26 protein-coding genes are annotated in these 23,997 nt (G+C 73.0%); 8 read left to right on the top strand and 18 right to left on the bottom strand.

All coding sequences use genetic code 11. The features are described 5' to 3' along the window. Positions 1-18: 18 nt before the first annotated feature. Positions 19-1,452: an amidase gene (locus AC1UE4_RS20175; RefSeq protein WP_482919125.1), complete on the bottom strand. Its 1,434-nt coding sequence runs from the start codon at positions 1,450-1,452 to the stop codon at positions 19-21. 73 nt (positions 1,453-1,525) lie between these two features. Between AC1UE4_RS20175 and AC1UE4_RS20170 the strand changes: the two genes are divergently transcribed. Next, positions 1,526-2,620, top strand: coding sequence for a citrate synthase 2 (locus AC1UE4_RS20170; RefSeq protein ID WP_482919124.1), 1,095 nt, complete (start codon positions 1,526-1,528; stop codon positions 2,618-2,620). 4 nt (positions 2,621-2,624) lie between these two features. Here AC1UE4_RS20170 and AC1UE4_RS20165 read toward each other — a convergent pair whose 3' ends face one another. Beyond that, complete coding sequence (locus tag AC1UE4_RS20165; protein WP_482919123.1) at positions 2,625-4,109, bottom strand: hypothetical protein; 1,485 nt, start codon at positions 4,107-4,109, stop codon at positions 2,625-2,627. A 51-nt stretch (positions 4,110-4,160) separates the two neighbouring features. Next, positions 4,161-4,589: a MarR family winged helix-turn-helix transcriptional regulator gene (locus tag AC1UE4_RS20160; protein WP_482919122.1), complete on the bottom strand. Its 429-nt coding sequence runs from the start codon at positions 4,587-4,589 to the stop codon at positions 4,161-4,163. 69 nt (positions 4,590-4,658) lie between these two features. On the opposite strand from AC1UE4_RS20160, the gene AC1UE4_RS20155 reads away from it, so the two are divergent. Genes AC1UE4_RS20155 through AC1UE4_RS20145 form a run of 3 tightly spaced genes read left to right on the top strand, consistent with a single transcriptional unit; the run spans position 4,659 to position 7,197 of the window. Then, positions 4,659-5,672 carry an ATP-binding cassette domain-containing protein gene (locus AC1UE4_RS20155; RefSeq protein WP_482919121.1) on the top strand — a complete coding sequence of 338 codons (1,014 nt, stop codon included), beginning with the start codon at positions 4,659-4,661 and terminating at the stop codon, positions 5,670-5,672. Beyond that, positions 5,669-6,445 carry an ABC transporter permease gene (locus AC1UE4_RS20150; RefSeq protein ID WP_482919120.1) on the top strand — a complete coding sequence of 259 codons (777 nt, stop codon included), beginning with the start codon at positions 5,669-5,671 and terminating at the stop codon, positions 6,443-6,445. Before AC1UE4_RS20155 ends, AC1UE4_RS20150 begins: the two co-directional genes overlap by 4 nt. Continuing rightward, entirely contained in the window at positions 6,442-7,197 is a 756-nt protein-coding gene (locus AC1UE4_RS20145; protein ID WP_482919119.1) for an ABC transporter permease, read from the top strand. The genes AC1UE4_RS20150 and AC1UE4_RS20145 overlap by 4 nt, the downstream gene beginning before the upstream one ends. 3 nt (positions 7,198-7,200) lie before the next feature. Here the strand turns inward: AC1UE4_RS20145 and AC1UE4_RS20140 are convergent, their stop codons facing one another. From AC1UE4_RS20140 to AC1UE4_RS20120, 5 genes are all read right to left on the bottom strand, one after another. Next, positions 7,201-8,985 carry a DUF4394 domain-containing protein gene (locus AC1UE4_RS20140; protein ID WP_482919118.1) on the bottom strand — a complete coding sequence of 595 codons (1,785 nt, stop codon included), beginning with the start codon at positions 8,983-8,985 and terminating at the stop codon, positions 7,201-7,203. Between the two features lie 31 nt (positions 8,986-9,016). Then, on the bottom strand, positions 9,017-10,216 hold the full coding sequence (locus AC1UE4_RS20135) for an MFS transporter (RefSeq protein WP_482919117.1): 1,200 nt from the start codon (positions 10,214-10,216) through the stop codon (positions 9,017-9,019). Positions 10,217-10,291: 75 nt separating this feature from the next. Beyond that, positions 10,292-11,932 (bottom strand): bifunctional AfsR/SARP family transcriptional regulator/alpha/beta hydrolase, encoded by a 1,641-nt coding sequence (locus tag AC1UE4_RS20130; protein ID WP_482919116.1) that lies wholly within the window; start codon positions 11,930-11,932, stop codon positions 10,292-10,294. A gap of 4 nt (positions 11,933-11,936) precedes the next feature. Then, positions 11,937-12,113, bottom strand: coding sequence for a hypothetical protein (locus AC1UE4_RS20125; RefSeq protein WP_482919115.1), 177 nt, complete (start codon positions 12,111-12,113; stop codon positions 11,937-11,939). A 3-nt stretch (positions 12,114-12,116) separates the two neighbouring features. Beyond that, positions 12,117-12,803 carry an MOSC domain-containing protein gene (locus tag AC1UE4_RS20120; RefSeq protein ID WP_482919114.1) on the bottom strand — a complete coding sequence of 229 codons (687 nt, stop codon included), beginning with the start codon at positions 12,801-12,803 and terminating at the stop codon, positions 12,117-12,119. 22 nt (positions 12,804-12,825) lie between these two features. Here AC1UE4_RS20120 and AC1UE4_RS20115 point away from each other — a divergent pair, with 22 nt between their 5' ends. Beyond that, positions 12,826-13,230 (top strand): PPOX class F420-dependent oxidoreductase, encoded by a 405-nt coding sequence (locus AC1UE4_RS20115; protein ID WP_482919113.1) that lies wholly within the window; start codon positions 12,826-12,828, stop codon positions 13,228-13,230. A gap of 61 nt (positions 13,231-13,291) precedes the next feature. Here AC1UE4_RS20115 and groL read toward each other — a convergent pair whose 3' ends face one another. Next, on the bottom strand, positions 13,292-14,917 hold the full coding sequence (groL, locus tag AC1UE4_RS20110) for a chaperonin GroEL (RefSeq protein WP_482919112.1): 1,626 nt from the start codon (positions 14,915-14,917) through the stop codon (positions 13,292-13,294). Positions 14,918-14,934: 17 nt separating this feature from the next. After that, entirely contained in the window at positions 14,935-15,222 is a 288-nt protein-coding gene (gene groES / locus AC1UE4_RS20105; RefSeq protein ID WP_482919111.1) for a co-chaperone GroES, read from the bottom strand. Positions 15,223-15,412: 190 nt separating this feature from the next. Between groES and AC1UE4_RS20100 the strand changes: the two genes are divergently transcribed. Next, entirely contained in the window at positions 15,413-16,264 is an 852-nt protein-coding gene (locus AC1UE4_RS20100) for an alpha/beta fold hydrolase (RefSeq protein WP_482919110.1), read from the top strand. A gap of 7 nt (positions 16,265-16,271) precedes the next feature. Then, the gene (locus AC1UE4_RS20095; protein ID WP_482919109.1) at positions 16,272-16,865 is read left to right on the top strand and encodes a TetR/AcrR family transcriptional regulator; all 594 of its coding nucleotides are present in this window, start codon (positions 16,272-16,274) and stop codon (positions 16,863-16,865) included. Here AC1UE4_RS20095 and AC1UE4_RS20090 read toward each other — a convergent pair. After that, entirely contained in the window at positions 16,862-17,377 is a 516-nt protein-coding gene (locus AC1UE4_RS20090) for a hypothetical protein (RefSeq protein ID WP_482919108.1), read from the bottom strand. The genes AC1UE4_RS20095 and AC1UE4_RS20090 overlap by 4 nt on opposite strands. A 59-nt stretch (positions 17,378-17,436) precedes the next feature. On the opposite strand from AC1UE4_RS20090, the gene AC1UE4_RS20085 reads away from it, so the two are divergent. Next, entirely contained in the window at positions 17,437-18,513 is a 1,077-nt protein-coding gene (locus tag AC1UE4_RS20085; RefSeq protein ID WP_482919107.1) for an AbrB family transcriptional regulator, read from the top strand. Here AC1UE4_RS20085 and AC1UE4_RS20080 read toward each other — a convergent pair. The 7 genes from AC1UE4_RS20080 to AC1UE4_RS20050 form a co-directional block, all read right to left on the bottom strand. Then, the gene (locus AC1UE4_RS20080; protein ID WP_482919106.1) at positions 18,492-19,223 is read right to left on the bottom strand and encodes a hypothetical protein; all 732 of its coding nucleotides are present in this window, start codon (positions 19,221-19,223) and stop codon (positions 18,492-18,494) included. The two genes, AC1UE4_RS20085 and AC1UE4_RS20080, sit on opposite strands and share 22 nt — an antisense overlap. A 99-nt stretch (positions 19,224-19,322) precedes the next feature. After that, positions 19,323-20,801 (bottom strand): HD domain-containing phosphohydrolase, encoded by a 1,479-nt coding sequence (locus AC1UE4_RS20075; protein WP_482919105.1) that lies wholly within the window; start codon positions 20,799-20,801, stop codon positions 19,323-19,325. Between the two features lie 83 nt (positions 20,802-20,884). Beyond that, entirely contained in the window at positions 20,885-21,283 is a 399-nt protein-coding gene (locus AC1UE4_RS20070) for an ASCH domain-containing protein (RefSeq protein ID WP_482919104.1), read from the bottom strand. A 12-nt stretch (positions 21,284-21,295) separates the two neighbouring features. Beyond that, positions 21,296-21,733, bottom strand: a complete 438-nt coding sequence (locus AC1UE4_RS20065; RefSeq protein WP_482919103.1) for an NUDIX hydrolase — start codon at positions 21,731-21,733, stop codon at positions 21,296-21,298. After that, on the bottom strand, positions 21,699-22,394 hold the full coding sequence (locus AC1UE4_RS20060) for a Crp/Fnr family transcriptional regulator (RefSeq protein ID WP_482919102.1): 696 nt from the start codon (positions 22,392-22,394) through the stop codon (positions 21,699-21,701). Before AC1UE4_RS20060 ends, AC1UE4_RS20065 begins: the two co-directional genes overlap by 35 nt. A 9-nt stretch (positions 22,395-22,403) precedes the next feature. Next, a complete protein-coding gene (locus tag AC1UE4_RS20055; RefSeq protein WP_482919101.1) occupies positions 22,404-23,483 on the bottom strand; it encodes a DUF4349 domain-containing protein in 1,080 nt (359 codons plus the stop codon). Then, positions 23,476-23,982 carry an RNA polymerase sigma factor gene (locus AC1UE4_RS20050; protein WP_482919100.1) on the bottom strand — a complete coding sequence of 169 codons (507 nt, stop codon included), beginning with the start codon at positions 23,980-23,982 and terminating at the stop codon, positions 23,476-23,478. The genes AC1UE4_RS20055 and AC1UE4_RS20050 overlap by 8 nt, the downstream gene beginning before the upstream one ends. Positions 23,983-23,997 lie beyond the last annotated feature (15 nt).

Genomic DNA, 23,997 nt, shown 5'->3' with positions numbered 1-23,997 from the left:
CGACGGATGATGCCGCGGTCAGCTGATCCGCGGGCGCCGGTCGCGCCATGGCAGCGCCGCCTCGAGCTGCGCGGCCAGCGCGAGCAGAACGCCCTCGCCGGCGGGCTGGCCGGCGAGCTGGATGCCGATCGGCAGGCCGCTCGCGCTCTCGTGCAGCGGCAGCGAGATGCCGGGCGAGCCGGTGATGTTCAGCAGCGCCGTGAACGGCGTGAAGCGGCCGGCGCGCGCGAACGTCCCCTGCGGGTCGGGCCCGTCGGGATCGAGCACGCCCAGCTCCAGCGGCAGCTCGGCGAGCGTCGGGCTGAGCACGACGTCGACCTGCGCCGCCCACTGCACGAACGCGCGCGCGGCCCCCTGCAGCTGCAGCATCGCGCTGTACGCGTCGACCGACGAGATGGCCTGGCACGTCTCCCACAGCCAGAGCGTCAGCCGCTCGACGTCGTCCTCGGTCGGCGGCCGGCCGGCCATCATCGCGGCGAGGCTGATGAGCGAGCAGTTCATCGGCCCGAACACCGCGGTGAACCTCCGCAGGAGGTCCTTCGACGCGAGCTCGGTGTGCAGCTCGACGACCTCGTGGCCGAGCTGCTCGAGCAGCTCCGCCGTCGCGCGCGTCGCGGCGACGACCTCGGGGTCGAGCGGCGCGTCGGGCAGCGGCGGCTCGAGCATGAGGCCGATCCGCAGGCCCTTCGGCTCGTGGCCCATCGCCGCGGCGAACGGCTCGGCGGGCGGCGGCGCCCACGACGAGTCGCCCAGCTCGGGGCCGGCGAGGAGGTCGAGCGCCAGCGCCGTCTCGCGCACGGTGTGCGTCAGGACGCCGTCGATGGCGAGGAACTGCTCGCCCGCGCCGGGCGCCTGCGAGATCCGGCCGCGCTGCGGCTTGAGCCCGACCAGCCCGCAGCACGACGCGGGGATGCGCGTCGACCCGCCGCCGTCGTTGCCGTGCGCGAGCGGCACCATCCCCGACGCGACCGCCGCGGCGCTGCCGCCGGACGAGCCGCCCGGCGTGCGCGACGGGTCCCATGGGTTGCGCGTCGCGCCGAAGCGGCGCGTCTCGGTCGTGGGCTGGATGCCGTACTCCGGCAGCGTCGTGGTGCCCACGACGATCGCGCCGGCACGATCGCGCAGGCGCGTGACGACGTTGTGGTCGAAGGGCGCGATCAGGTCGCCGACGAACGGCGAGCAGAACGTGATCCGCTTGCCCGCGATCGGGATGTTGTTCTTGATCGCGATCGGCACGCCGGCGAGCGGGCGCTCGTCACCGGGCTTGACCGCCTCCGCGGCGGCCAGCGCCTCCTCGGCGAACACGTCGACGAACGCGTTGAGCTGCGGGTTGAGCGCCTCGATGCGATCGAGCGACGCCTGGACGAGCTCGCGCGACGACAGCTCGCCCGATCGCACCAGCCCCGCCAGCTCGTCGACGGGGCGGAAGAGCAGGGCTTCGGCGGTCGACATGCCGTCGAACCCTACGAGGGCGGGCACGTGGGCGCCCCGGGGCACTCGCGTAAGCGGCGTACGCTGTCCACATATGAGCGCGACCGTAGACACGTCCGGCGTCCAGTCGGGCCTCGAAGGCGTCGTCGCCTTCGCCACCGAGATCGCCGAGCCCGACAAGGCCGGCGGCTCGCTCCGATACCGCGGGGTCGACATCGAGGACCTCGTGGGCAAGGTCCCGTACGAGAAGGTGTGGGGCCTGCTGGTGGACGGCTCGTTCGAACCGGGCCTCCCGCCCGCCGAGCCGTGGCCGCTGTACGTCCGCTCCGGCGACCCGCGCGTCGACGTGCAGTCCGCGCTCGCCATGCTCGCGCCCGAGTGGGGCTTCGGCCAGCTGATCGACATCTCCGACGAGCAGGCCCGCGAGCAGCTGGCGCGCGCGTCGGTCATGGCGCTGTCGTTCGTCGCGCAGTCCGCGCGCGGCGCCGGCAAGCCGCCCGTCCCGCAGACGACCGTCGACCAGGGCACGTCGATCCCGGAGCGGTTCCTCATCCGCTGGCGCGGCGAGGCGGATCCGGATCACGTCAAGGCGATCGACGCGTACTGGATCTCCGCGGCGGAGCACGGCATGAACGCGTCGACGTTCACCGCGCGCGTCGTCGCATCGACCGGCGCCGACGTCGCCGCCGCGCTGTCGAGCGCGGTCGGCGCGCTGTCCGGCCCGCTGCACGGCGGCGCCCCGTCGCGCGTGCTGAAGATGATCGACGACGTCGAGCAGATGGGCGACGCCGAGAAGTACGTCAAGGACCTCCTCGACCGCGGCGAGCGGCTCATGGGCTTCGGCCACCGCGTCTACCGCGCCGAGGACCCCCGTGCCCGCGTGCTGCGCCGCACCGCCCGCGAGATCGGGTCGCAGCGCTTCGAGGTCGCCGAGGCGCTCGAGAAGGCCGCGCTCGCCGAGCTCCAGGCCCGCAAGCCCGACCGCGTGCTCGCGACGAACGTCGAGTTCTGGTCCGCGGTCGTGCTCGACACCGCCGAGGTGCCGGCCGACCTGTTCACCTCGATGTTCACCTGCGCGCGCGTCGCCGGCTGGTCGGCTCACATCCTCGAGCAGAAGCGCGAGGCCCGGCTCATCCGGCCGACCGCGAAGTACGTCGGCGAGGGGCCCCGCGGCATCGACGCGGTCTGAGGACCTAGGCGCAGATCGTGATCTTGGCCTGCACGGTCTTGGTGGGCGACTTCAGCTTGTTGCGCGTCGCGAGCTTCGCCTTCACCCGGACCGTGTAGGTCGCGCCCGGCTTCGGGCTCTTGATCGTCAGCTGCTGGACGAAGGGCGCCTTGCGGTCGGTCTTGACCCGCTTGGTCCCGATGAAGAAGTCGGCCTTCTTCACCCTGAGGACCACGAGCCGCCCGCGCGCGTTGCGGCGGAACCGCTTGAACGCGAGCTTCGCGTAGATCTTCCGGCCGAGCGGCACGCACGCCTTCGGCACGCTGAAGCTGAGCTGGCCGCCGGGCACGTCGCTCTTGACCGTCTTCGTCACCGGCGTGCCCGAGCCCGAGCCGCCGCCGCCCGTGCCGGACGTCGTCGACGGCGGGCCGTCGATCGGGACGACGCGGATCTGCGACGTCGCGCCGCCGCCCGTGCCCTCGTAGGTGGCGAAGCCCTTGAGGTCGCCGGCGATCGCGACGTCCATCGAGGCCATGACGACGTCCTCGCGGGCGATCGGCGCGTTCGTGAACGACGCGCCGCCGTTCGTCGACAGCGCGTACATCAGCCGGTGCGGGTCGTCGTTGCCCCGCCAGATCGCGGCGACCGCGCCCGACGGACCGACGAAGACGTCGTTGATGTACGGCTGCTCCGCCGCGACGACGACCGGGTCGCTCCAGCCGCTGCCGGTCCACTTGCGGACCTGGACGGTCTTGTTGCCCGGCGTGCCGGACGAGATCAGGACGTACGCGCCGCCGGAGCCGCCGGCCACGCGCGAGTCCTCGCCTTGCGCGAGCGGGAAGGGCCCGGTCCAGCTGGCGGTCAGGCTCGGGTCCGCGCTCGGCGCCATCCGCCACCAGCTGACGTTCGTCCCGTCGTGCGCGACCGCGACGAGACCTCCGTCGCCGGTGGGCGCGACCTGGAGGTCGCGGCCGCCGCCGGGCAGCGTGGCGTGGTCGGCCGCCGCCACCTCGCTGCCGTCGAACGCGGCCGACCACACGGCGTTGGCCGGGTTCGCGCCGGCAAGCGTGAAGCTTCCCGCCTGCGGGCCGAGGATCGGCTCGGTCGGGTCAGTGACGTTCGCGAACTTGTAGACGTCCTGCGCGGAGCCCCAGCTCGTGCCGCCGTCGTTCGACGTGAAGACGGCGGTCTTGTTCTGCGCGTAGATCGACTCGACGATCCGGACGGTCGAGCCGTCGAGCAGGACGAACGGGGTGCCGGGGCCGAGACCGCCGTTGGAAGCGTCGAGGTCGACCCGCGCGTCGCACGCGGCGGCGCCGCGCGGGATGCGGCAGTACGTGAGCTTGTTGCCCGGGCTGTTGCTCCAGACCAGGTGCGCGGTGCCGGAGGCGGGATCGACCGCGAGATGCGGCACCTTGCCGTCGCCGACGGTGAAGGGATCGGCGGCCGACGCCGTGGGGGCTGCCATCGCGAAGGCGGCGAGCGCGATGACCGGGAGCAGCTTCTTCATGCCCGCGGACCGTACGGGGGCGACGCACCGTTCGCCAGTGTCGAATGGGTCTCAGGCGCCAAGCGCGCGGCGGAGGATGTCGCGCAGCGCCTGCGCGTCCTCCGGCGCGAGAGCGCGCAGCGGCTCGGGCGGCTCGGCCATCCGCCGGGCGATCTTGCGCCGCAGCTCGGCGCCTTCCTCGGTCACCTCGAGCATCTTCACGCGGCGGTCGCGCTCGCCGGGCCGGCGCTCGACGAGCCCGCGCTTCTCGAGCCGGTCGACGATGCCGGTGACGTTCGAGTTGTCGCAGCGCAGCGCGCTCGCGAGCTCGCTCATCGGGCGCGGCTGCCCGGGCTCGAGAGCCTTCAGCGCCATGAGCTGCGCAGGCGCCAGCTCGAACTCCGAGGCGAGCGCGAGCATCCGCCCGCGCTGGCCGAGCATGAGCCGCCCGAGCAGCTCCCAGGCCTCGGCGATGGCCGGATCGGCGGTCCTCGTCGCCATCTGAGGTGGATGCTAGTTGACGGAGCGGACGGTTGGCAACTTCAACCATCGTGCTCTAGTCTCGCCGCCATGGACGCACGAGGGGGGACGGAGCGCCGGGGGATCGAGGTCGAGGGCCTCGTCCGCGAGTTCAAGGGCGGGATCCGGGCGGTCGATGGCATCGACCTGCACGTCGAGCCCGGTGAGATCTACGGGTTCCTCGGGCCGAACGGCGCGGGGAAGTCGACGACGGTGCTGATGCTCACGACGCTGCTGCCGCCCACGGCGGGGCGCGCGACGGTGGCGGGCTTCGACGTCGCGCGCGAGGGCCCGGAGGTGCGGCGCCGCATCGGCGCGGCGCTGCAGGAGGCCGCGCTCGACGGGTTCCTCACGGGCCGCGAGCACATGGAGCTGCAGGGCGGCCTGCACGGCCTGCCGGCGGCCGAGCGCCGCGCGCGCGGCGACGAGCTGCTCGCGCGCGTCGGGCTGACCGAGGCGGCGGACCGCAAGGTCGGCGGCTACTCCGGCGGCATGAAGCGGCGGCTGGACCTCGCGCTGGCGCTCGTGCACCGCCCGTCGATCCTCTTCCTCGACGAGCCCACGACGGGCCTGGACCCGCAGAGCCGGTCCGCGCTGTGGGACGAGGTCGCGCGGCTGGCGCGCGAGGACGGGGTGACCGTCTTCCTCACCACGCAGTACCTCGAGGAGGCCGACCAGCTCGCCAACCGGGTCGGCATCATCGACCGCGGCCACATCGTCGCCGAGGACACGCCGGTCGCGCTGAAGGCGCAGATCGGCAAGCCGACGCTGGACGTCGTGCCGGCGGAAGGCGTCGACCCGGCCGCGGTCGCGCGCGTGCTCGAGCGCTTCGGCGAGGAGTGCGGCGGCGCGCACGGCGCGCAGTCGGTGCGGCTGGCCGCGGGCACCGAGGGCCTCGCCGAGGTCGTCCGCGCGCTGGACGGCGAGGGGCTGCGCATCGCGAACCTCCAGCTGCACGCGCCGACGCTCGACGACGTCTTCCTCGCGAAGACCGGCCGCTCGCTCGAGGGCGCGGGCGCCGCGGACGACGGCACGGACGAGCAGGCCGAGGCGCTCGTCGCGTGAGCGGCGTCCTCGGGCAGGTCGGCTGGATCGCCCGGCGGTCCGTCCGCCGGGCGCTGCGCCAGCCCGCGATCGTGATCCCGACCATCACGTTCCCGCTGCTGCTGATGGCGGTGAACACCGCGGGCCTCGGCGACGTGACGCAGCTGCCCGGCTTCCCCACCGACGACTACATCAACTTCGCGGTGGTCGTCTGCTTCATGCAGGGCGCGCTGTTCGCGACGACATCGGCGGGGCTGGAGCTGGCGCACGACATCGAGACCGGGTTCCTCAACCGGCTGTCGCTGACGCCGCTGCAGGGCGTCGCGGTGCTCGTCGGGCAGCTCGCCGGCGCGGTCGTCGTCGGCGTGCTCGGCGCGCTCGTCTACCTGGGCGTCGGGCTGGCGTTCGGCGTGCACATCGAGGCGGGCCCCGGCGGCGTGCTCGTGCTGCTCGCGCTCAGCGTGCTCATCTGCGTCGCATTCGCCTCGATCGGGTCGGTCATGGCGCTGCAGACGGGCTCCGGCGAGGCGGTCCAGGGCGTCTTCCCGCTGCTGTTCGTCCTCTTCTTCCTCTCGTCCGCGAGCCTGCCGCGGCCGTTCATCGAGAACGAGTGGTTCCGCACGGTCGCGACGTGGAACCCGATCTCGTACATGGTCGAGGGGCTGCGGTCGCTCGTCATCACGGGCTGGGACGGCACGGCGCTGTGGCGCGGCTTCGCGGTCTCGATCGTCGTCGCGGGGCTGTTCTTCGCGGGCGCGAGCTCGCTGCTGCGCACGAGGATGGCCCGCACATGAGCGTCGCCCTCGCCGTCGCCCGGCGCAACCTCAAGCACGCGTTCACGAACCCGGCGCTGCTGCTGCCGTCGATCCTCTTCCCGCTCATCTTCCTCATCTCGTTCGCGGGCGGCCTGAGCGCGGTCGACGACGTGCCCGACTTCGGGTTCCGGTCCGGCTACACGTCGTTCCAGTTCGTCTTCGTCTACCTGCAGTCGGCGGCGTTCGGCGGGCTGTTCACCGGCATCGGGATCGCCGCGGACTTCGAGTCGAAGTTCATGCGCCGGCTCATGCTCGCGGCGCCGAAGCGCACCGGGCTGCTGCTCGGCTACGTGATCGCCGGGCTCGGGCGCTTCGCGTTCACGACGGTCTTCCTGACGGTCGTCGGGCTGCTCGCCGGCATGGACGTCGACGGCACGGCGGGCCAGTACTTCGGGCTCATCGGGCTCGGGTTCCTGCTGAACGTCGCCTCGACGCTCTTCTCGTGCGGGTTCTCCCTGCGCGCGCAGAGCATGCAGGCGGCGCCGGCGATGCAGACGCCGATCTTCCTGGCGCTCTTCCTCGCCCCGGTCTACGTGCCGCTGAAGCTGCTCGACGGGTGGATCCACGCCGTCGCGAGCTGGAACCCGCTGACCGCGCTGCTCGAGGGCGGCCGCGGGCTCATCTCCGGCGTGCCGGACCACACGGGCCTGGCCGTCGCCGTCGGGGTCGGGCTGGCCGCGGTGATGCTGGTGTGGGCGCTGACGGGGCTGCGGCGCGCCGAGCAGGGCTGACGCTCAGCGCTTGAGGCGGATCGTCCGCCTGCGCGTCGTGCTCTCGCCGCCGGCGTTCGAGCACGTCGCGGCGACGACCAGCTTCTGGCCCGCCCTCAGGCGCTTGCGGTGACGCTTGGCGATCTTCACGCGCACGCGGGTCGAGCCCTTGGGCAGCGACCGCTGCAGTCGCCCGATCCGCGTGCGGCCCTTGCGCACCGTGGCGGTCAGCGTGCAGGCAGCGTCGGCGGTGAGCGCGAGCGCCACGCCGCGACGGCGCACGGTCGCGACCCGCTGGCGGGCGGACCCGCCGAGGGTCACCTTCGGCCGGACGGCCGGTGCGACCAGCCCGTCGTTCGCGGGCACCAGGACCGCGAACGACGACGGGCTCCCGATCGTCGCGCCGGTCGGGCTGCTCAGCGCGACGGTGAAGCTCTCGTCCCCTTCGGCGAGGAGGTCGTCGGCGACCTGCACCGTGACCGTCTTGGACGCGCCGTCGCCCGCCTCCCACGTCACCAGGCCGCTCGTCGGCGTGTAATCCGCATCCGTCGCGGTGCCCGGCGCGGTCGCGACCGTCACGCTGACGGGACGCGTGACCGAGCCGACGCGGTCGACGGTGAGCGTTGCCTTCCCGCCCTCTGCGACCGTGGCGCCCGCGGACGAGAACTGCACGACGGGATCGGGGTCGCCGGTGTTGGCGGGGATGGTCACGCTCGTCGACGACGGCGCCCCGAGCGCGGCGTTCGCCCCGTTGAGCGCCGACAGCGTCAGCGAGAACGTCTCGTCGCCCTCGGTCGCGAGATCCGCGGAGACCGGGACGGTGATCGTCTTCGGACCGGACTCCGCCGCGCCCCACGACAGCGTGCCGGTCGTCGGCGTGAAGTCGTCGCCGCTCGTGGCCGTGCCGGGCGCCGTCGCGTACTCGACGCTCACCGCGCCGGACGGCAGCGCGCTGCGCGTGACCTGGAAGGTGGCGGTGCCGCCCTCGTTGACCGAGGCGGGCGCGGACGAGATGCGGATCCGGGCCGGCATGCCGGTGAGCCCGGGGTACGGGGTGGTTCCGGTTCCGATCGTGCCCGCCAACGTCGCGGCGCCGGTGGTGAGGTTGATGGTGAAGAGCCTGGTGCTCCCTGCGAAGACGATCGACGCGAACGCGGTGTTGCCCAGCGTGATGTCGAAGCCGATCGCCTCGGCGAGGTTCGTCCCGAGCCCGAGCGAGCCGATCGTCGTGAGAGCGCCGCCGTTGGGCGATGGCGGCGCGCCTGCCGCGCCGCCCTGGCGGACGAGCGTCCCCGCCGCCGAGTCGATGTCGAACAGCGTCGTGGACGTCGCGCCGGCGACGTTGCTCGTGTACGCCGCGGCTACGACGTTGCCGGCCGGGTTCAGCGCCGCATCCGTCGCGGTCAGCAACCCGTCGTTGGGGTTGAGCCGCAGGTTCTGCTCCGTGGTGGACACCTGGCGGATCCGATCGGCCACCGGGTTGAAGTCAGTCCCGAACCCGGTGCCGCTCAGCGTGAACGCGCCGGGGTTGCCGACTTGGGTGGCTACGCCTGTGATGGGGTCGAGCAGGTAGAGGCGGCTCGACGATCCAACGCCGTAGAGCTGGCCGGTGGCGGGGCGCTGGTCGATGCCGACGAGGGTCTCGCCTCCTTGCATGCCCGTCACGGGCACGGTCGTGGTGGTGCCGAGCGTGGTCGTGTCGAACCTGGTGAGGCTCATCCCGTTCGTCGCGACGACCGGCTCAGCGCTCGCCGCGGCGGGCACCGCGAGCATCACTGCGGTGCAGGTCATGGCGAGGAGGCGGCGCATCGGCCGACCCTCTCCGGCGGCCGTGGCGAAGTCAAGCCACGCCGCTCGCCTCGGCAGCCCACGGTGCGTGAAGGCGCCGCGCGGCGGGGCGTGTTCCGGCTCCCATGCTCCCGTGGGTGATCGCGCTGAGGGTGAAGAGGACGGCGAGGGTGGCGCCCCATGCGCTCCACCCGCCGGCACCGAGAGCGAGACCGCCGAGCGCGGCGCCGACGATCGCGCCGACCTGGACGGTGGCGGAGCGCAGACCGCTGACCTCGACGGGCCGGTCGGGCGCCGCCTGGAGGCCGAGCACGGCGCCGGCGAGGCCGCGGGCGCCGACGACCGCCATGAGCAGCGCGAGCAGCGTGACAGACGTCGCGGGCGTGTCCTCGACGGCGCCGAGCGCGGCGACGCCGGCGGCCGCGACGAGCGCGGTGCCCGTCGCCACACCACGGGCCGAGGCCGCGAGTGCCTTGCGCGCGACGAGCGTGGCGGGGAAGTAGGCCACGGCGACAGCGCCGAGCACGAGGCCGACGGTCGCGAGCGCCATCCCGTCGCCGTCATGCAACCGCGCGCCGGCGTAGACGAGCGTCCCGCTCCACGCCGACGACGCGAGCACCTCGCCGGCGACGTACGACTGGATCGCGGGGCGCCGCCAGGCGCGGACGCCTTCAACGGAGCGCTGCTCGCGGGCGACGTCGGGGCGGTGCTTCGCGCGGAGCTTGACGCCGGCGGCGGCGATGACGCTCGCAGTCAGCGGGACGGCGAGGAACGCGAGCCGCCAGCTGACGCCGGCCACGGCCCCGATCAGCGGCATCCCAAGCACCCACGCACCCGGCTGGCCGAGCAGCGCCCAGGCGAGCGTCCGCGACCGGCGCTCCTCGGCCGACCACGCGGGGACGGCGGCAACCCCGCCGGTCACCGCGGTCGCGAGCCCGGCGCCGAGCAGCGCCTCAGCGGGGAGGAAGAGCGCGTACGACGGCGCGGCCGCGCACCACACGCTTGCCACCGCGAGGGTCGTCAGGCCGGCGAGCAGCAGCCGGGATGGCACGACGCGCTCGCCGACCGCGGTGAGCACGAGGGCGACGATCGCGCCGCTCGCCCCGGCGACGGTATGAAGCTGGCCGGCGGTGGCGATCGAGACGCCGAACTCGCGCGCGACGTCGGGCAGCACGGGCGAGAGCGTCAGGAACGATGCCTGCGCGGCGAAGAAGCACGCGAAGAGGAGAGCGGCGGGGCGGTCGGGTCTCATGCGGCGCATCCGACCGGCGCCCGGTGAACCGGCGACTAACGGCCGGTGAACGCCTCTCCGTCTCCCGTGGCGAAGTCAAGCCGCGCCGCCGGGCACCTCACCGCGGTCGAGGAACGCGTCGAGCGTTCCGAGGAAGACGCCCCAAGCCATCTCGTCCGAAAGCAGGATGTGGTTGCGACTGTCCAGCTCGACGTACTGGGCGCCGGGGATCGTCGCCGCGATGAGCCGGCCCTCGTCGACCGGCACCATCCGGTCGCCGCCGGCATGGACGACGAGGGTCGGATGCGTGACCTGCCTCGCCAAGTCCGTCACCTCCATCCGGTCGCGCGCCTCGCGGAGCGTCGCGGCCGTATCGCCATCCGTCGTGCGCAGCTGCAGCTCGTCGAACCAGCGCATCTGCTCCTCGGTGCCGTCCGGCAGGTAGCGGCTCGTGAAGACGCGCCGGTAGGCGGGGCTGTCGGTGCCCCAGCCCGAGCGCATGAGCGCGGCAAGCGCCGCGGAGTCGCGCATCTGCATGGGGTCGCCGCGCCGCAGGCGGCCGCGCAGGTACGCGCCGTAGAGCACGATCCGCCGGACCCGCTCCGGATGGCGCACCGCGTAGGCGATGCCGATCGCGCCGCCCTGCGAGATGCCGAGCAGGTCGACGGTCTCGAGCCCCGCATCGTCGATGATCGCGGCGAGGTCGCCGACCCACTGATCGACCGAAGGCTCTCCCAGGGTACGGCCCGACAGGCCGCACCCGCGCTCGTCGTAGCGCAGCACCGTGCGCCGCGCGCCGAGCCCTTCGAGCCAGTGCCGCCAGACCGGGCTCTGCCAATCGAGGTCGAGCCTCGTCAGCCAGGTCGCGACGCGGACCAGCGGCGGTCCGCTGCCGTGGACGGCGTAGGCGAGCCGGCCGCCCGGGACGTCGACGTAACGGACCTCTTCCTCCGCGGTGCTCCGCGGCTGTCCCGTCGCACTGGGGCGCGCGGCCGGCGGATCGAGCGCCGGGTCCTGACGGAGGATCTGGGCCTGCAGCTGCTGCAGCCCGGGAGACGGCACCAGGCCGAGCTGCTCGTCCAGGACCGTCCGGTGGCGCGCGTACGCGTCGAGCGCCTCGGCCTGCCGTCCGGCTCGGTACAGCGCGAGCATCAGCTGGCGGCGCAGGCGCTCACGCAGTGGGTGCCGCGCGACGAGCGTCTCGAGCTCGCCGACGAGGTCTCCGCCGCGGCCGAGCGCGAGGTCCGCGTCAATCCGGTCCTCCAAGCAGGCGAGCCGCGCCTCCTCGAGGCGGGTCGCCTCCGTGGCCGCGAACGGCTCCGGGAACTCGGTCAGGGCGGGGCCGCGCCACAGCGCCAGCGCCTCGCGCAGCCGGGTCGCCGCGCGGGCTGCGTCGCCGCTCGCCAACGCGTCGGCGCCGTCGTCGCGCAGCCGGTGGAACCGGTGCACGTCGAGCGCCTCGGGATCGGCCTCGAGCGCGTAGCCGTTCCCGCGCGTGAGCAGCATCCCGTCCGGCAGCACCTTGCGCAGCTGCGAGACGTAGACCTGGATCATCTTGGCCGCCGTCGGCGGCTGGTCCTCGCCCCACAGGTCGTCCAGCAGCCGCGCCGCCGAGACCGGGCGGCCGAGATCGAGCGCGAGCCGCGCGATCAGCGCCTGCTTGCGCGGGCTGCCGAGCGGGAGCTGCCGGTCGCCGTCACGGACCTCGACCGGTCCCAGCACCCGGAGCTCGAGCACGGCGTCAGGGGCGCGGCGGCTCGCCGGTCGGGGCCTCGTCGGGCCAGTGGCCGTGGCGGTCGAAGTACGCGCGGGCGCGGTCCTCCTCGGTGCGCTCGCCGCGCCCGCTCGAGACCACCTTGATGAACCAGATGATCGAGGCGATCGCGAGCACGACGGAGATGATGTCCCAGACTGCCATCCCTCAGATCACCTCCACCGGATCGCCGACGCGGATGGTCGCCTCGCCGAGCGGGCGTGCGTTGATGCCGTACACCGAGGAGTGCTGCCGGTGCAGGTGGCGCAGCAGCTGCGGCCAGGCCTCCTGCGTGTCGGGGTCGCGGACGATCATCACGCAGCGCACGCACGGGTGCAGCAGGTCGAGCTCGGCGTCGCCGATGCGCAGCTTCCGGCCCTCCCAGCCGAGCTCCGCGAAGGGCTCGGCGTCCTCGAGGCGCACGTGCACGTTCGTGCGGAACCGGCGCCGGTCGATCTCGCGCTGCAGCTCCTCCTCCAGGAGGGCGTGCGTGCCCTCGAAGGTGACGAGGAGGCTGTCGTTCAGGTCCTGCATGAGCGCCGGGTCGCGGACGAGCTTGACCTCCTTGCCGAGGTCTTCGGAGATCGCCTCCTCGAGGCCCTCGTCGTCCCACTCGAACTCGCGCCCGTCGGGAGCGGTGACGTGCGCGAGGTCGCCGCCGTTGTAGACGGCGCTCCACGCCAGCATGCGCGGCGCGGCGCGCGCGGTCAGCCGCCGGCCGCCGCGCCAGTACAGCGCGTGCTGTCGGTCGCCGATCGCTCCGTGCTCGAACAGCTCGAGCGTCTCCACGCGCTGGCCCGCCATCGACTTGACGGGATAGCGGTTCAGCTCGAGGACGGTGCCGGTCGGGCCCACGTCGCCAGAGTAGTGTCGCGTGATGCCCCTGTCAGACGACGTGCGCGCCCTCTTCGAGAAGGCGAACTTCGTCCACCTCGCCACGGTGCTCCCCAGCGGGGCCCCGCACAGCGTCCCCGTCTGGATGGGGATGGAGGGCGAGCGGCTCGCGTTCTTCACCCAGCCGCAGTCCCGGAAGGCGCGGAACGTCGCCCGCGACCCGCGCGTCGCGATCAGCGTCGTCGACCGCGACGACCCCTACGCGATGGCGCAGGTCCGCGGCACCGTCGTCGAGCGCCTCCAGGGCGAGGAGGCGCTGGCGATCATCGACCGCCTGAGCCTCGCCTACACGGGCGCCCCGTTCCCCATGCGCACCGGCGAGGTGTTCCTCGTCGAGCCCGAGCGGGAGTTCTCGATGAAGCTGCCGTTCGAGGACACGCCCTCGTAGAACGACGAAGGGCCCGCCGGAGCGGGCCCTTCGAAGAACTTCGGTCGGCGTGAGCCGCTGGCTACATCATCCCGCTCATGTCGGGCATGCCGCCGCCGGCGCCGCCGCCATCCTTCTCCGGCACCTCGGCCACGATGGCCTCGGTCGTGAGGATGTTCTTGGCGATCGACGCCGCGTTCTGCAGCGCGGAGCGGGTCACCATGGCCGGGTCGATGACGCCCTCGGCGACGAGGTCGACGATCTCGCCGGTGGCCGCGTTCAGGCCCTGGCCCTCGGGCGCCTTGCGGACGTCGTTGACGACGACCGAGCCCTCGAGGCCGGAGTTGTGGGCGATCTGACGGAGCGGCTCCTCGAGCGCGCGGAGCACGATCTGCGCACCGGTGCGCTCGTCGCCCTCGAACCCGTCGATCTTGACGGCCGCCGACGCGCGCAGGAGCGCGACGCCGCCGCCCGGCACGATGCCCTCCTCGAGGGCCGCGCGGGTGGCCTGCAGCGCGTCCTCGACGCGGTGCTTCTTCTCCTTCATCTCCGTCTCGGTGGCCGCGCCGACCTTCACGACGGCAACGCCGCCGGAGAGCTTGGCGAGGCGCTCCTGGAGCTTCTCCCGATCGAAGTCCGAGTCGGTGTTCTCGATCTCGGTCTTGATCTGGTTGATGCGGCCCTTGATGGCCTCGGCGTCACCGGAGCCGTCGACGATCGTCGTGTTGTCCTTCGCGACGACGACGCGGCGGGCACGGCCGAGCTGCGAGATCTGGGTGTTCTCGAGCTTGAGGCCCATCTCCTCGGTGATGACCTCGCCACCGGTGAGGATCGCGATGTCCTCGAGCATCCGCTTGCGGCGGTCGCCGAAGCCCGGCGCCTTGACGGCGACGCCGGTGAAGGTGCCGCGCAGCTTGTTCACGACGAGCGTCGCGAGGGTCTCGCCCTCGACGTCCTCGGCGATGATCAGGAGCGGCTTGCCCGACTGGATCGTCTGCTCGAGGATCGGGAGGATGTCCCGGACCGAGCCGATCTTCTGGTTGGCGATGAGGACGTACGGGTCCTCGAGCACGGCCTCCATGCGGTCCTGGTCGGTGACCATGTAGGGCGAGATGTAGCCCTTGTCGAACTGCATGCCCTCGGTGAACTCGAGGTCCATCCCGAAGGTCTGGCCCTCCTCGACGTTCACGACGCCGTCCTTGCCGACCTTCTCGATGGCGTCGGCGATGACGTCGCCGATCTCCTCGTCGCCGGCCGAGATCGTCGCGACGCGAGCGATCTGGTCCTTGCCCGAGATCTCCTTGGCCTGGGACTTGATCTCGTCGACGACCTGGTCGACGGCCTTCTCGATGCCGCGCTTGAGCGCCAGCGGGTTCGCGCCCGCGGTGACGTTCTTCAGGCCGCTGCGGACGATCTGCTGCGCGAGGACCGTGGCGGTCGTCGTGCCGTCGCCGGCGACGTCGTTCGTGGCCGTGGCGACCTCGCGGACGAGCTGGGCGCCCTGGTTCTCGAAGACGTCCTCGACCTCGATCTCACGAGCGATGGTCACACCGTCGTTCGTGATCGTGGGAGCACCGAACTTCTTGTCCAGGACGACGTAGCGGCCCTTCGGGCCGAGCGTGACCTTGACGGCGTTGGCGACGGCGTCGACGCCGGCCTCCAGGGCGCGACGGGCCTCGCCCTCGTACTTCAGTTCCTTGTGAGCCATGTTCTCTCTGGTTCTCCTTAGACGACCTTGGCGAGGACGTCCGACTCGCGGAGGACCAGCAGGTCCTCGCCCTCGACCTTGATCTCGGTGCCGCCGTACTTGCTGTAGAGGACGGTCTCGCCCTCCTTGACGTCGATCGGCTTGCGGTTGCCGTTGTCGTCGAACGCGCCGTCGCCCACGGCGATGACCTCGCCGCGCTGGGGCTTCTCCTTCGCGGTGTCGGGGAGGACGATGCCGCTGGCGGTCGTCTCCTCCTCCTCGATGGCGCGCACGATCAGCCGATCACCAAGCGGCTTGAGCTTCATGTGCAGTTGACCTCCGATGGACTCTGCTGGGTCTGGCACTCTCGACTGCAGAGTGCCAATACAGGCTTTCGCGGACGCACGATAGCGGCCTCGACGCGCTCGTCAAGGGCGAAATGGCACTCCGGCAACATGAGTGCCAACGTGACGATCGGCACACATGGATACATGCAGTCTGTATGTACTACGCAGCATGAGAGAACGAGAGGTCGTGCTGCAGCAGGGGACCGTCCACGTCCGCGAGACGGGGAGCGGCCCGCCGGTGGTGTTCGTCCACGGCGTGCTCGTGGATGGGCGGCTGTGGGATCCGGTGGTCGAGTCGCTCGCGGGCGCGGGTGTGCGCTGCGTCGTCCCCGATCTCCCGCTCGGCGCGCATCGCACGCCGATGCGCGCCGATGCGGACCTGTCCCCGCTCGGCGTGGCGCGGCTCGTCGCGGGTCTGCTCGAGGCGCTCGACCTGGACGACGTGACGCTCGTCGGCAACGACTCGGGCGGTGCGATCAGCCAGCTCGTCGCCGCCCATCACCCGGAGCGGATCGGCCGGCTCGTGCTGACGAACTGCGACGCGTTCGAGGTCTTCCCGCCCGCCTTCTTCAAGCCGCTGTTCTGGACCATCGGCTACGTGCCCGGCGCCGCATGGGAGTCGGCGCAGCTCATGCGCCTGCGGGTCCTGCGCCATGGGCCGCTCGGCTACGGCCCGCTGGCGGCGACGCCGTTCGACCCGGAGCTGACCGGCTCGTGGGTCGCCGCGCTGCGCGCCGACGCCGGCGTCCGGCGCGACCTGCGCAAGCTCATCCGCGGCGTCCGTCCGAGCCTGCTGGTCGAGGCGGCCGAGCGGCTGCGCGCGTTCGACAGGCCGGCCCGGCTCGTGTGGGGGGCCGCCGACCCCTTCTTCAAGGTGGAGCTCGGCCGGCGTCTCGCCGCGACGATCCCCGGCGCGGCGATCGACGAGGTCGACGGCGCGCGCACGTTCGTGTCCTTCGACCGCCCGGACCGCGTCGCCGCCGCCGTGCGCGAGCTCATCCCGCAGCCCGCCACGGCATGATCCGGGCGTGCCCGCCCCCCGCCGCCAGGCCGATCGCTCGGAGGCGACCCGGCGCGCCCTGCTCGACGCGGGGCGCGCGCTGTTCGCCGAGCGGGGGTACTCCGGCGTCGGCACCGAGGAGATCGTCCGCGCGGCGCAGGTGACGCGCGGCGCGCTCTACCACCACTTCAGCGACAAGCGAGATCTCTTCCGCGCGGTCTTCGAGGACCTCGAGGCCGAGATGATGGGCGCGCTCGGGAAGCGGATCCTCGGCATCGAGGATCCACTCGAGCTGCTGCGCGAGGGCGTGCGCGCGTTCCTCGAGCTGTCCACGCAGCCGACCGTCGCGCGGATAGCGCTCGTCGACGCCCCGTCCGTCCTCGGCTGGGCCGAGTGGCGTGAGATCGACATGCGGCACGGACTCGGGCTCGTGAAGATCGGGCTGCAGCGCGCGATGGACGAGGGCGTGATGCAGCGGCGGGCGATCGACCCGCTCGCCCACCTGCTGACCGGCGCGCTCGGGGAGGCGGGGATGCTCGTCGCGCACGCCGACGACCCGGCACGCGCGAGCGCGGAGGTCGAGCCCGAGCTCCTCGCCCTGCTCGACGGCCTGCGCGCCTAGGGCGTCGTCTGCGTCGTCGTGCCCGCCGGCGGCTGCTGCTGCAGCTGTTGCTGCTGCTGCTCGAGGTCGTCGACCTGCTGCTGCAGCTGCTTGACGTCGTCCTCGATGTCGCTCACCGCCTGCGCCGTCTCGTCGTCGCCGCTGGCCGACTTGAGCTTCGCGACGTCCTCCGAGAGCGTCTTCTGCTGGTCCCGCAGCTCCGAGACGCTCGACTTCGACGCCTTGTCGTCGACCTTCGTCTCGAGCTCGTCGACGCGGTCCTCGAGACGCGACACGCGGGAGCTGCTCGCGCCCTGCGGCGCGGTGTCGTTCGACGTGTCGTCCTCACGGAACGCCGCGTAGAGCGCCAGCCCGAGAGCGGCGGCGACGACGATCGCGAGGATGATCAGGCTCGTCCGCATCGTGTCGAGCCGGTCGACGACGATCTGGCGCCACGCGGCGTCGTCGACCTCCGGGGCACCCGGCGGCGGTGGGATCGGATCGATGCGGCGTCCGTGCGGGTCGTAGCTCATCGCGCCCCTCTGTGCCCACTGCCACCTGTCGTCATGCGCGCGCACGCTAGTTGTGGGTGATGAGCAGACCGGCGTCCTGGGTGGTGCTGGGCGCGGCGACAGTGGCCGCGGGGTGGCTGCTCGGACGCATCTCGCTGCCCTCGTCGTACCTGTTCGCGGCGCTCCTGCTCGGGATCGCGGTCGCGCTGCGGGCGCGCGATCCGCTCGTTCTGTCGCCGCCGGCGTTCTCGGCCGCCCAGGCCGTCACCGGGGTCGTGCTCGGCGCCTACCTGCAGTCGGGTGCGCTGGAGGCGCTCGGACGGGACTGGCTGCCAGTGGCGCTGGTCAGCGCGGCGACGCTCCTCCTGACGCTCGCCGGCGGCGTCGCGCTGGCCCGCGCGACCGAGCTGGACGAGCCCACCGCCGCGCTCGGCATGATCGCCGGCGGCGCTTCGGGCATCGTCGCCATGGCGCGCGAGCTCGGCGGCGACGACCGGCTCGTCGCGTTCATGCAGTACGTGCGCGTGCTCCTCGTTGTGTTGCTCACGCCGCTGCTCGTCGCGGTCGCGTTCCCCGGTCACATGCACGAGCCGGGCGGCGCGGCGACCGGCGGTGACGGTCCGATCCTCGGGGACGCCGCTGGCTGGGCGATCACCATCGGCGCCGCGGTCGCCGGCGCCGCGCTCGGTCGGGCGACGCGGCTGCCGGCCGGGATCCTGCTCGGGCCGCTCTTCGTGGCGGCCGGGATCGAGCTGGGGATCACCGACTTCCAGGGCCCGCCCGTGCTGCGCGAGGCGGGCTTCATCCTCATCGGCTGGCAGGTCGGCCTGCGCTTCACGATGGAGACGATCCGGCAGGCCGGCCGGCTGTTCGTCCCGGTGCTCGTCGCGATGACGGCCCTGCTGGTGGCCTGCTTCGGGCTCGCGGTCGCCCTCGACGCGACGACCTCGGTCTCGCTGCTCGACGCCTACCTCGCGACGACGCCGGGCGGCCTGTACGCGGTGCTCGCCGCCGCGGTCGGCGCCGGCGCGAACACGACCTTCATCGTTGCAGTCCAGGGGCTCCGGCTGCTCGTGATGGTCCTGCTCGCACCGGCGGCCGTGCGGCTGCTGCACGCCCGGCGCCGCGTGGCGGCTCAGGCGACCGTCGCGCAGTAGGCGTGCGCGCGGATGGTGACGGTGCCGTCGTAGGAGTCGTCGGAGCGGACGCTGACGTTGACGTTCCAGCGGTCGTAGGCGACGCCGCTGGCGTACACGGGCCCCGAGCTCGAGATCTTGGCGACCGACGAGGTGTTCGTGGCGCCGCCGCCGATCAGCCGCGTCCCGTCCGGGCAGTACGCGGTGACGAACTGCTGCGTGCTCCACCCGGACTTCATCGTGAACGTCTTCTCGGCGGTGACGACCTTGAAGTTCGAGATGCCGGGGGAGCCCGTCGGGCCGGCCGGGCCGGTCGCGCCGACCGATCCCCTCGGACCCTGGGGGCCGGTGGCGCCGGTCGCGCCCGTATCGCCCTTCGCGCCCTGCTCGCCCTTCGGGCCGGCGGCGCCGGTTTCGCCGCGGGGGCCCTGCGGCCCGGCTGCGCCGGTGTCTCCCTGCGGGCCCTGCTCGCCCTGCGGACCGGCCGGGCCGGCCTGACCCTGCGGGCCGCGCTCGCCGGCGGGCAGCTGGCCGGGCGCGAAGTCGCGCGCCATCAGCGAACGATCGGCGACCTTGGAGGAGACGATGGCGTCCTTGCGGAGCTCGCGCTTGCCGACGCTGTTGGCCGGCAGCTCGAGCGCGGCGTAGGCGCCGCCCGTCAGCGCGATGAAGAGCGACGTGCTCGCGACGGCAATCGCGGGGCTGGGGCGGAACTTCGAGATGGAGGGCATGTGGGTCCTTTCCGTGACCGACTGCTGGGACGACCCGCACTCTGCGCTCCGCACGACTGACGGACAATCGGGAATACACCCCACGTGGGGTGCGCGACCTCACGCGGCGACGAGGTCGTGCTGCACCGCGAAGAGCGTCGCCGCCGCCCGGGTCGACACGCCCGCCTTCGCGTAGATGTTCTGCACGTGGCGGTCGGCGGTCTTCGGCGAGATGCCGAGCTGGAACGCCACCTGCTTCGTCGCCAGCCCGCGCGCGAGCAGGCCCAGGACCTCGGCCTCGCGGTCCGTGAGCCCCGCCGGGCGCTCGGCCCGCGCGGTCCGCGTCGCGTGCCCGGCCGCGGCGAGCACCGCGTCGACCGCGGCGGGATCGAGCCGGCCGGCGGAGGCCTCGGCGGCCAGCGCGTCGGCGGCCGCCGACGGCTCGTGCGGTGCACGGCCGGGGGCCGGCTCGAGCAGGACGCGGTACGCGTCGGCAGCCGCGAGCAGCCGCGCCTCGCGCGGCAGCTCGCCGCCGCGCAGCCCGCGGTAGTGGCCCGAGCCGTCGCAGCGCTCCTGGTGCGACCCGGCCAGCCGGGAGACCGGCCGCAGGTGCTCCGACCGGTCGAGGACGCGCTCGGTGTAGTACGGCGCGAGCCGCACCCGCTCGAGCTCGTCGCGGGTCAACGGCGTCGTCTTCGTCCACGTCCGCGCGCTCACCGACACGCGACCGAGGTCGTGGACGAGGCCCGCGTGGCGCAGCGTCGCGGAGTCGAGTCCCGCCTGCTCGGCCGCCGCGCCGGCGAGCTCCGCGACCGCGCGCGAGTGCCCGGCCGTGTGGACGGTCTTGAGGTCGGCGAAGTCGCCGATCGCCTTCAGGCACGCCTCCAGCTCCGCCTCGTCGCCGACGAGCGCGTGCTGCCCCGGCTCGGCGGCGAGCAGGTCGTCCCACAGCGTCGCCGAGTCGAGGCCGTCGAGGACCTCGGCCGCGCGGCGCCCGCACAGCTCGGCGATCTGCGGGTCGAGCCCGTGCCCGCCGCGCTTGGCCATGCGCTCCGCCGCTGCGGGCGCCCCGCCGTCGCGCCACGCGATCTCCGCGTCCTGGGCCACCTGCATGATCCGCACCGCCAGGGGGAGCCCCTCGCCCTCCGCGCGGCCGGGGAAGCCCTTGCCGTCCCAGCGCTCGTACAGGTACCCGAGCCCCTCGCGCACGTCGCCGCCGAGCGCGAGCCCGTCGCTCAGCAGCTGGGCGACCTCGCAGTGGCTCTGAGCCCAGCGCCGGAACTCGCTCAGCATCGAGGGCGCGCGCCGCGCGGCGAGCACCGTGCGGCGCAGCAGCGGCTCCTCCGGGTGCATGTTGCGCAGCCCGACGCCCGCCATCTCGGTGCGCGTGCCGAACATCGTCCCGACCATCTCGGTGCGAGCGCGGATCTCGTCGCCGAAGAACGCCGAGTCGATCTGCCCCTCCGCCGTGCAGCCGACGTAATGCAGGAGCGCGACGTAGAAGACCTGCCGGCGCTCGTCCTCGCTCAGCTCGAGCAGCTCGGCCAGTCGCAGCGCCGCCGACGTGGTGCGCAGGCCGTGCTCCAGCGGCTGGCCCATGCCCAGGTCGCTGGCGAGCGACAGGACGAAGACGATCTCCGCGAGCCGCAGCCGACCGCGCTGTGGCTCCGTCGCGGCGATGGCTAGTTCTGCGCGCCGCCGATGCCGAGCCGTCGCTCGGTGAACTCGGGCGGGTTCTCGATGATCTGCGAGAAGCGCACGACCGTGACGATGTCGTCGTCGGCGACCTCGCGCCCGTAGATCTGCTCGAGGAAGTGCTTCATCTCCTCGTGCCGGCGGAACTCGGGGTTGTCGTGCTCGATGTCGCGCGGCGAGAGGTCCTTGAACTTCTTGACCTCCACCTGGTCGATGACCGCATGGAAGACCTTCTCGCGCGGGGAGTGCTGGTAGCCGATGGTGACGAGGACGGCCTCGTTCTTCCGGTACCGGTGGGACTTGTCGCCGAGCCGGATCGTGGCCGTCTTGCGGCCGCGCTTCAGCTGGTCGGCGAAGATGCGCGAGTAGAAGTTCAGGACTTGCACGAATTCCCTTTCCTAGCGGCGGAACCCTAGCGCCCGTGTCACCATCTCGCGCTCACCCTTGTAGCTCAAGGCGCGGGCCGCCTCCTCGAGCGGGATCCACCTCGCCTCCTCGACCTCGTCGTCGTGCTCGTCGATGTCGCCGGAGCGGTACTCGAAGAGGAAGAACGTCACGACCTTGGCGATCTTCATGCCGTTGCGCTGGTACCAGTAGCGGACCTGGCCGAGCTCCTCGACGAGGTCAGCCTCGACGCCCGCCTCCTCGCGCACCTCGCGCGTCGCGGCCTCGACCGGCGTCTCGCCGGGGTCGACGTGGCCCTTCGGCAGGGCGAGCACCTTCGCCCCGCTCGCGGCGCGCCGCGTCGGCACGATCACCACCACCTCGTCACCGCGGACGACGACGCCGCCCGCGCTGACCTCAGTAGACGTAGCGCTGGAGCGCCGCGAGGTCATGCACCGTCAACTTCCCGCGTCCCTGCGTCACCACTCCCGCACGCTCGAGGACGGCGAGGAACCGGCTCGCGGACTCACGGCTCGAGCCGGCCAGCTGCGCCACCTCGGCCTGGGTGGCGGTGACGAGCACGTCGCCGTCGCCGGCTCCCTCGGCGCGGGCCTGCTCGACGAGGCCGGTGAGCACGGAGGCGACGCGGCTCTGGACGGTCTGGAACGACTGGCGCGCGAGCCGCTCGTTGGCGGCGCGCAGCCGGCGGCCGAGCGAGATGACGAGCTTGACCGCGATGTCGGGGTGCTCGCGCAGCAGCCGCCGGAAGTCCGAGCCGAGGATCGCCAGCGCCTGCAGGTCGTCGAGCGCCTCGATCGTGGCCGACCGCCGCTCGTCGTCGAACATCGCGAGCTCGCCGAAGATGTCGCCGGGCCCGAAGCGCGCGAGCGCGATCGTGCGCCCGTCGCCGTGCCCCCGCAGCGCCCGCGCGTGGCCCTCCGCGACGACGTAGCACGTGTCGCTCTGGTCGCCTTCGCGGAAGATGATCTGCCCCGGCTCGAACCGCCGGGGCACCGCGACCTCGGCGACGCGCTCCAGGTCGTCCTTGCCGAGCGTCTCGAAGACCGGGACGCTCGACAGGAGGGTGACGACATGCTGACCCGCCGTCGGCATGCGCGGAGGCTACCCCAGCGCGGCCTCCCTGCGGCGACGGCGCACGATCCGGCTCGTGGCCGCCCCCAGGAGGGCGAGCACGGCGAGCGGCGCGAGCACCGCCAGCGCGATGACCGTGACGCCCGCGACGACCTCGAGCACGCGGCCCGCGTCGTCGACCGCGTCGCCCGGCGTCCAGGCGCCGCCGGTCGACCGCTTGCCCGTGCTCTCGACGGTCACGGCGAGGCGCGCGCGGTCGCTGCGGGCGCGCAGGGCGCGGATCTCCGCCTCGGCGCCGCTGATGCGCGCGCGCGCGTCGCGGATGCGGGCCCTGAGCGCGGCGGCCTCGGCGTCGGTGTCCGCGCGCTCGAGCGCCTTGAGCAGCGCGTTGCGCTCGTCCCGCGCGTCCTCGAGGCGTGCCTGCGCGGAGACGTACGGCGCGGTGATGTCGTTGCTCGACGAGCTGCGCGAGCGGACATGCGCGAGCCGGCTGAGGCTCGCGAGCGTCTCGTCGAGGCGTGAGGCCGGGACGCGCAGGTCGTACGTCGCGTACCCGCGGCCATCGCGCTGCTCGACGCTCGACGAGGCGACGATCGCGTCGTTCTCGTCGGCGATGCGCAGCACGCCGTCGGTCGTGTCGTCGAAGTCGTCGGCCGACGGCGTCAGCTCGAGCGCCGTCGAGCGCTCGACGAGCCTGCGCCGGTCGCGGCCGCCGGCGACGTCGGACGCCGGGGGCGACGCCGTGACGCTCGACGGCGCCGGCTCGGCTGCGCCGCTCGAGGCGGCGCTGTCGGCGGCCTTGCCCGCCGACTCGCTCTCCGGCGCCGCCTGGCTCATCGCCGCGCTGCCGCCGCCGCTGCCGGCGTCGTCGTCACCGCTCCCGCCGCTCGTGATGAGCGCCGCGACGCCGACGAGGCAGACGAGCGACACCGCGAACACGAGCTGCGGCTTGAAGAGCCAGTCGCCGAGACGCGTGCGGCGCGACGGCGAGGCCGGCTCGCCGTCGTCGGCGAAGCCGGCCTCGACCCGGCGCTCCAGGCGGGCGAGGAAGTCGTCGTCCGGCTGCGGCGCGGTGGCGCGGATGTCCTCGATGAGATCGAGCTCAGGCATCGCAGGCCTCCCGGAGCTTCGTCATGGCCCGATGAAGTCGGGTCCCCACGTTGGACTCGCTGGTGGAGAGCAGCTTGGCGATCTCGCTGTTGGCGAGGCCGCCGTGGTACTTGAGCGCGATGAGCTCGCGCTCGCGGGGCTCCATGCCCTTCAGGGCGGCGCGGACGACGGTGCGGCGCACGACGTCCTCGGAGGTCGACGGTTCCTCGCTCGGCTCCTCCACGAGCGCGGCGGTGCGCTTGCGGCGGCGCAGCTCGTCCAGCGCGGCGTTGCGCGCGATGCCGAAGAGCCACGCGCGCTCCGTGCCGCGCCGGCGGTCGAACGAGCGGCGCTTGCGGTACGCGCGCTCGTAGGTCTGGGCCACGACGTCCTCGGCCGCGGAGCGGTCGTGGAGCAGCGTCGCCACGTAGGCGTAGAGGTCGCGGACCGTCTCCCGGTACAGGTCCGTGAAGCTCGCCGGCTCTGCCTCTGTCCGTAGAGGGGTCACGGTGGCGGTCACATCACAACTACGGTG

Source organism: Parviterribacter kavangonensis, assembly GCF_056863335.1.
Note: the sequence above shows the minus strand (reverse complement) of the source record. Positions and strands in the feature narration are given on the sequence as shown.

Excerpts from the sequence above, each read along its gene's own strand:
- AC1UE4_RS20075 (WP_482919105.1), bottom strand. The coding sequence starts at position 20,801 with ATGGGCCAGCCGCTGGAGCACGGCCTGCGCACCACGTCGGCGGCGCTG.
- AC1UE4_RS20145 (WP_482919119.1), top strand. The coding sequence starts at position 6,442 with ATGAGCGTCGCCCTCGCCGTCGCCCGGCGCAACCTCAAGCACGCGTTC.
- AC1UE4_RS20135 (WP_482919117.1), bottom strand. The coding sequence starts at position 10,216 with ATGAGACCCGACCGCCCCGCCGCTCTCCTCTTCGCGTGCTTCTTCGCC.
- AC1UE4_RS20065 (WP_482919103.1), bottom strand. The coding sequence starts at position 21,733 with ATGACCTCGCGGCGCTCCAGCGCTACGTCTACTGAGGTCAGCGCGGGC.
- AC1UE4_RS20175 (WP_482919125.1), bottom strand. The coding sequence starts at position 1,452 with ATGTCGACCGCCGAAGCCCTGCTCTTCCGCCCCGTCGACGAGCTGGCG.
- AC1UE4_RS20085 (WP_482919107.1), top strand. The coding sequence starts at position 17,437 with ATGAGCAGACCGGCGTCCTGGGTGGTGCTGGGCGCGGCGACAGTGGCC.
- AC1UE4_RS20160 (WP_482919122.1), bottom strand. The coding sequence starts at position 4,589 with ATGGCGACGAGGACCGCCGATCCGGCCATCGCCGAGGCCTGGGAGCTG.
- AC1UE4_RS20080 (WP_482919106.1), bottom strand. The coding sequence starts at position 19,223 with ATGCCCTCCATCTCGAAGTTCCGCCCCAGCCCCGCGATTGCCGTCGCG.
- AC1UE4_RS20170 (WP_482919124.1), top strand. The coding sequence starts at position 1,526 with ATGAGCGCGACCGTAGACACGTCCGGCGTCCAGTCGGGCCTCGAAGGC.
- AC1UE4_RS20100 (WP_482919110.1), top strand. The coding sequence starts at position 15,413 with ATGAGAGAACGAGAGGTCGTGCTGCAGCAGGGGACCGTCCACGTCCGC.
- groL (WP_482919112.1), bottom strand. The coding sequence starts at position 14,917 with ATGGCTCACAAGGAACTGAAGTACGAGGGCGAGGCCCGTCGCGCCCTG.
- AC1UE4_RS20125 (WP_482919115.1), bottom strand. The coding sequence starts at position 12,113 with ATGGCAGTCTGGGACATCATCTCCGTCGTGCTCGCGATCGCCTCGATC.
- AC1UE4_RS20060 (WP_482919102.1), bottom strand. The coding sequence starts at position 22,394 with ATGCCGACGGCGGGTCAGCATGTCGTCACCCTCCTGTCGAGCGTCCCG.
- AC1UE4_RS20055 (WP_482919101.1), bottom strand. The coding sequence starts at position 23,483 with ATGCCTGAGCTCGATCTCATCGAGGACATCCGCGCCACCGCGCCGCAG.
- AC1UE4_RS20140 (WP_482919118.1), bottom strand. The coding sequence starts at position 8,985 with ATGCGCCGCCTCCTCGCCATGACCTGCACCGCAGTGATGCTCGCGGTG.
- groES (WP_482919111.1), bottom strand. The coding sequence starts at position 15,222 with ATGAAGCTCAAGCCGCTTGGTGATCGGCTGATCGTGCGCGCCATCGAG.
- AC1UE4_RS20155 (WP_482919121.1), top strand. The coding sequence starts at position 4,659 with ATGGACGCACGAGGGGGGACGGAGCGCCGGGGGATCGAGGTCGAGGGC.
- AC1UE4_RS20115 (WP_482919113.1), top strand. The coding sequence starts at position 12,826 with ATGCCCCTGTCAGACGACGTGCGCGCCCTCTTCGAGAAGGCGAACTTC.
- AC1UE4_RS20090 (WP_482919108.1), bottom strand. The coding sequence starts at position 17,377 with ATGAGCTACGACCCGCACGGACGCCGCATCGATCCGATCCCACCGCCG.
- AC1UE4_RS20165 (WP_482919123.1), bottom strand. The coding sequence starts at position 4,109 with ATGAAGAAGCTGCTCCCGGTCATCGCGCTCGCCGCCTTCGCGATGGCA.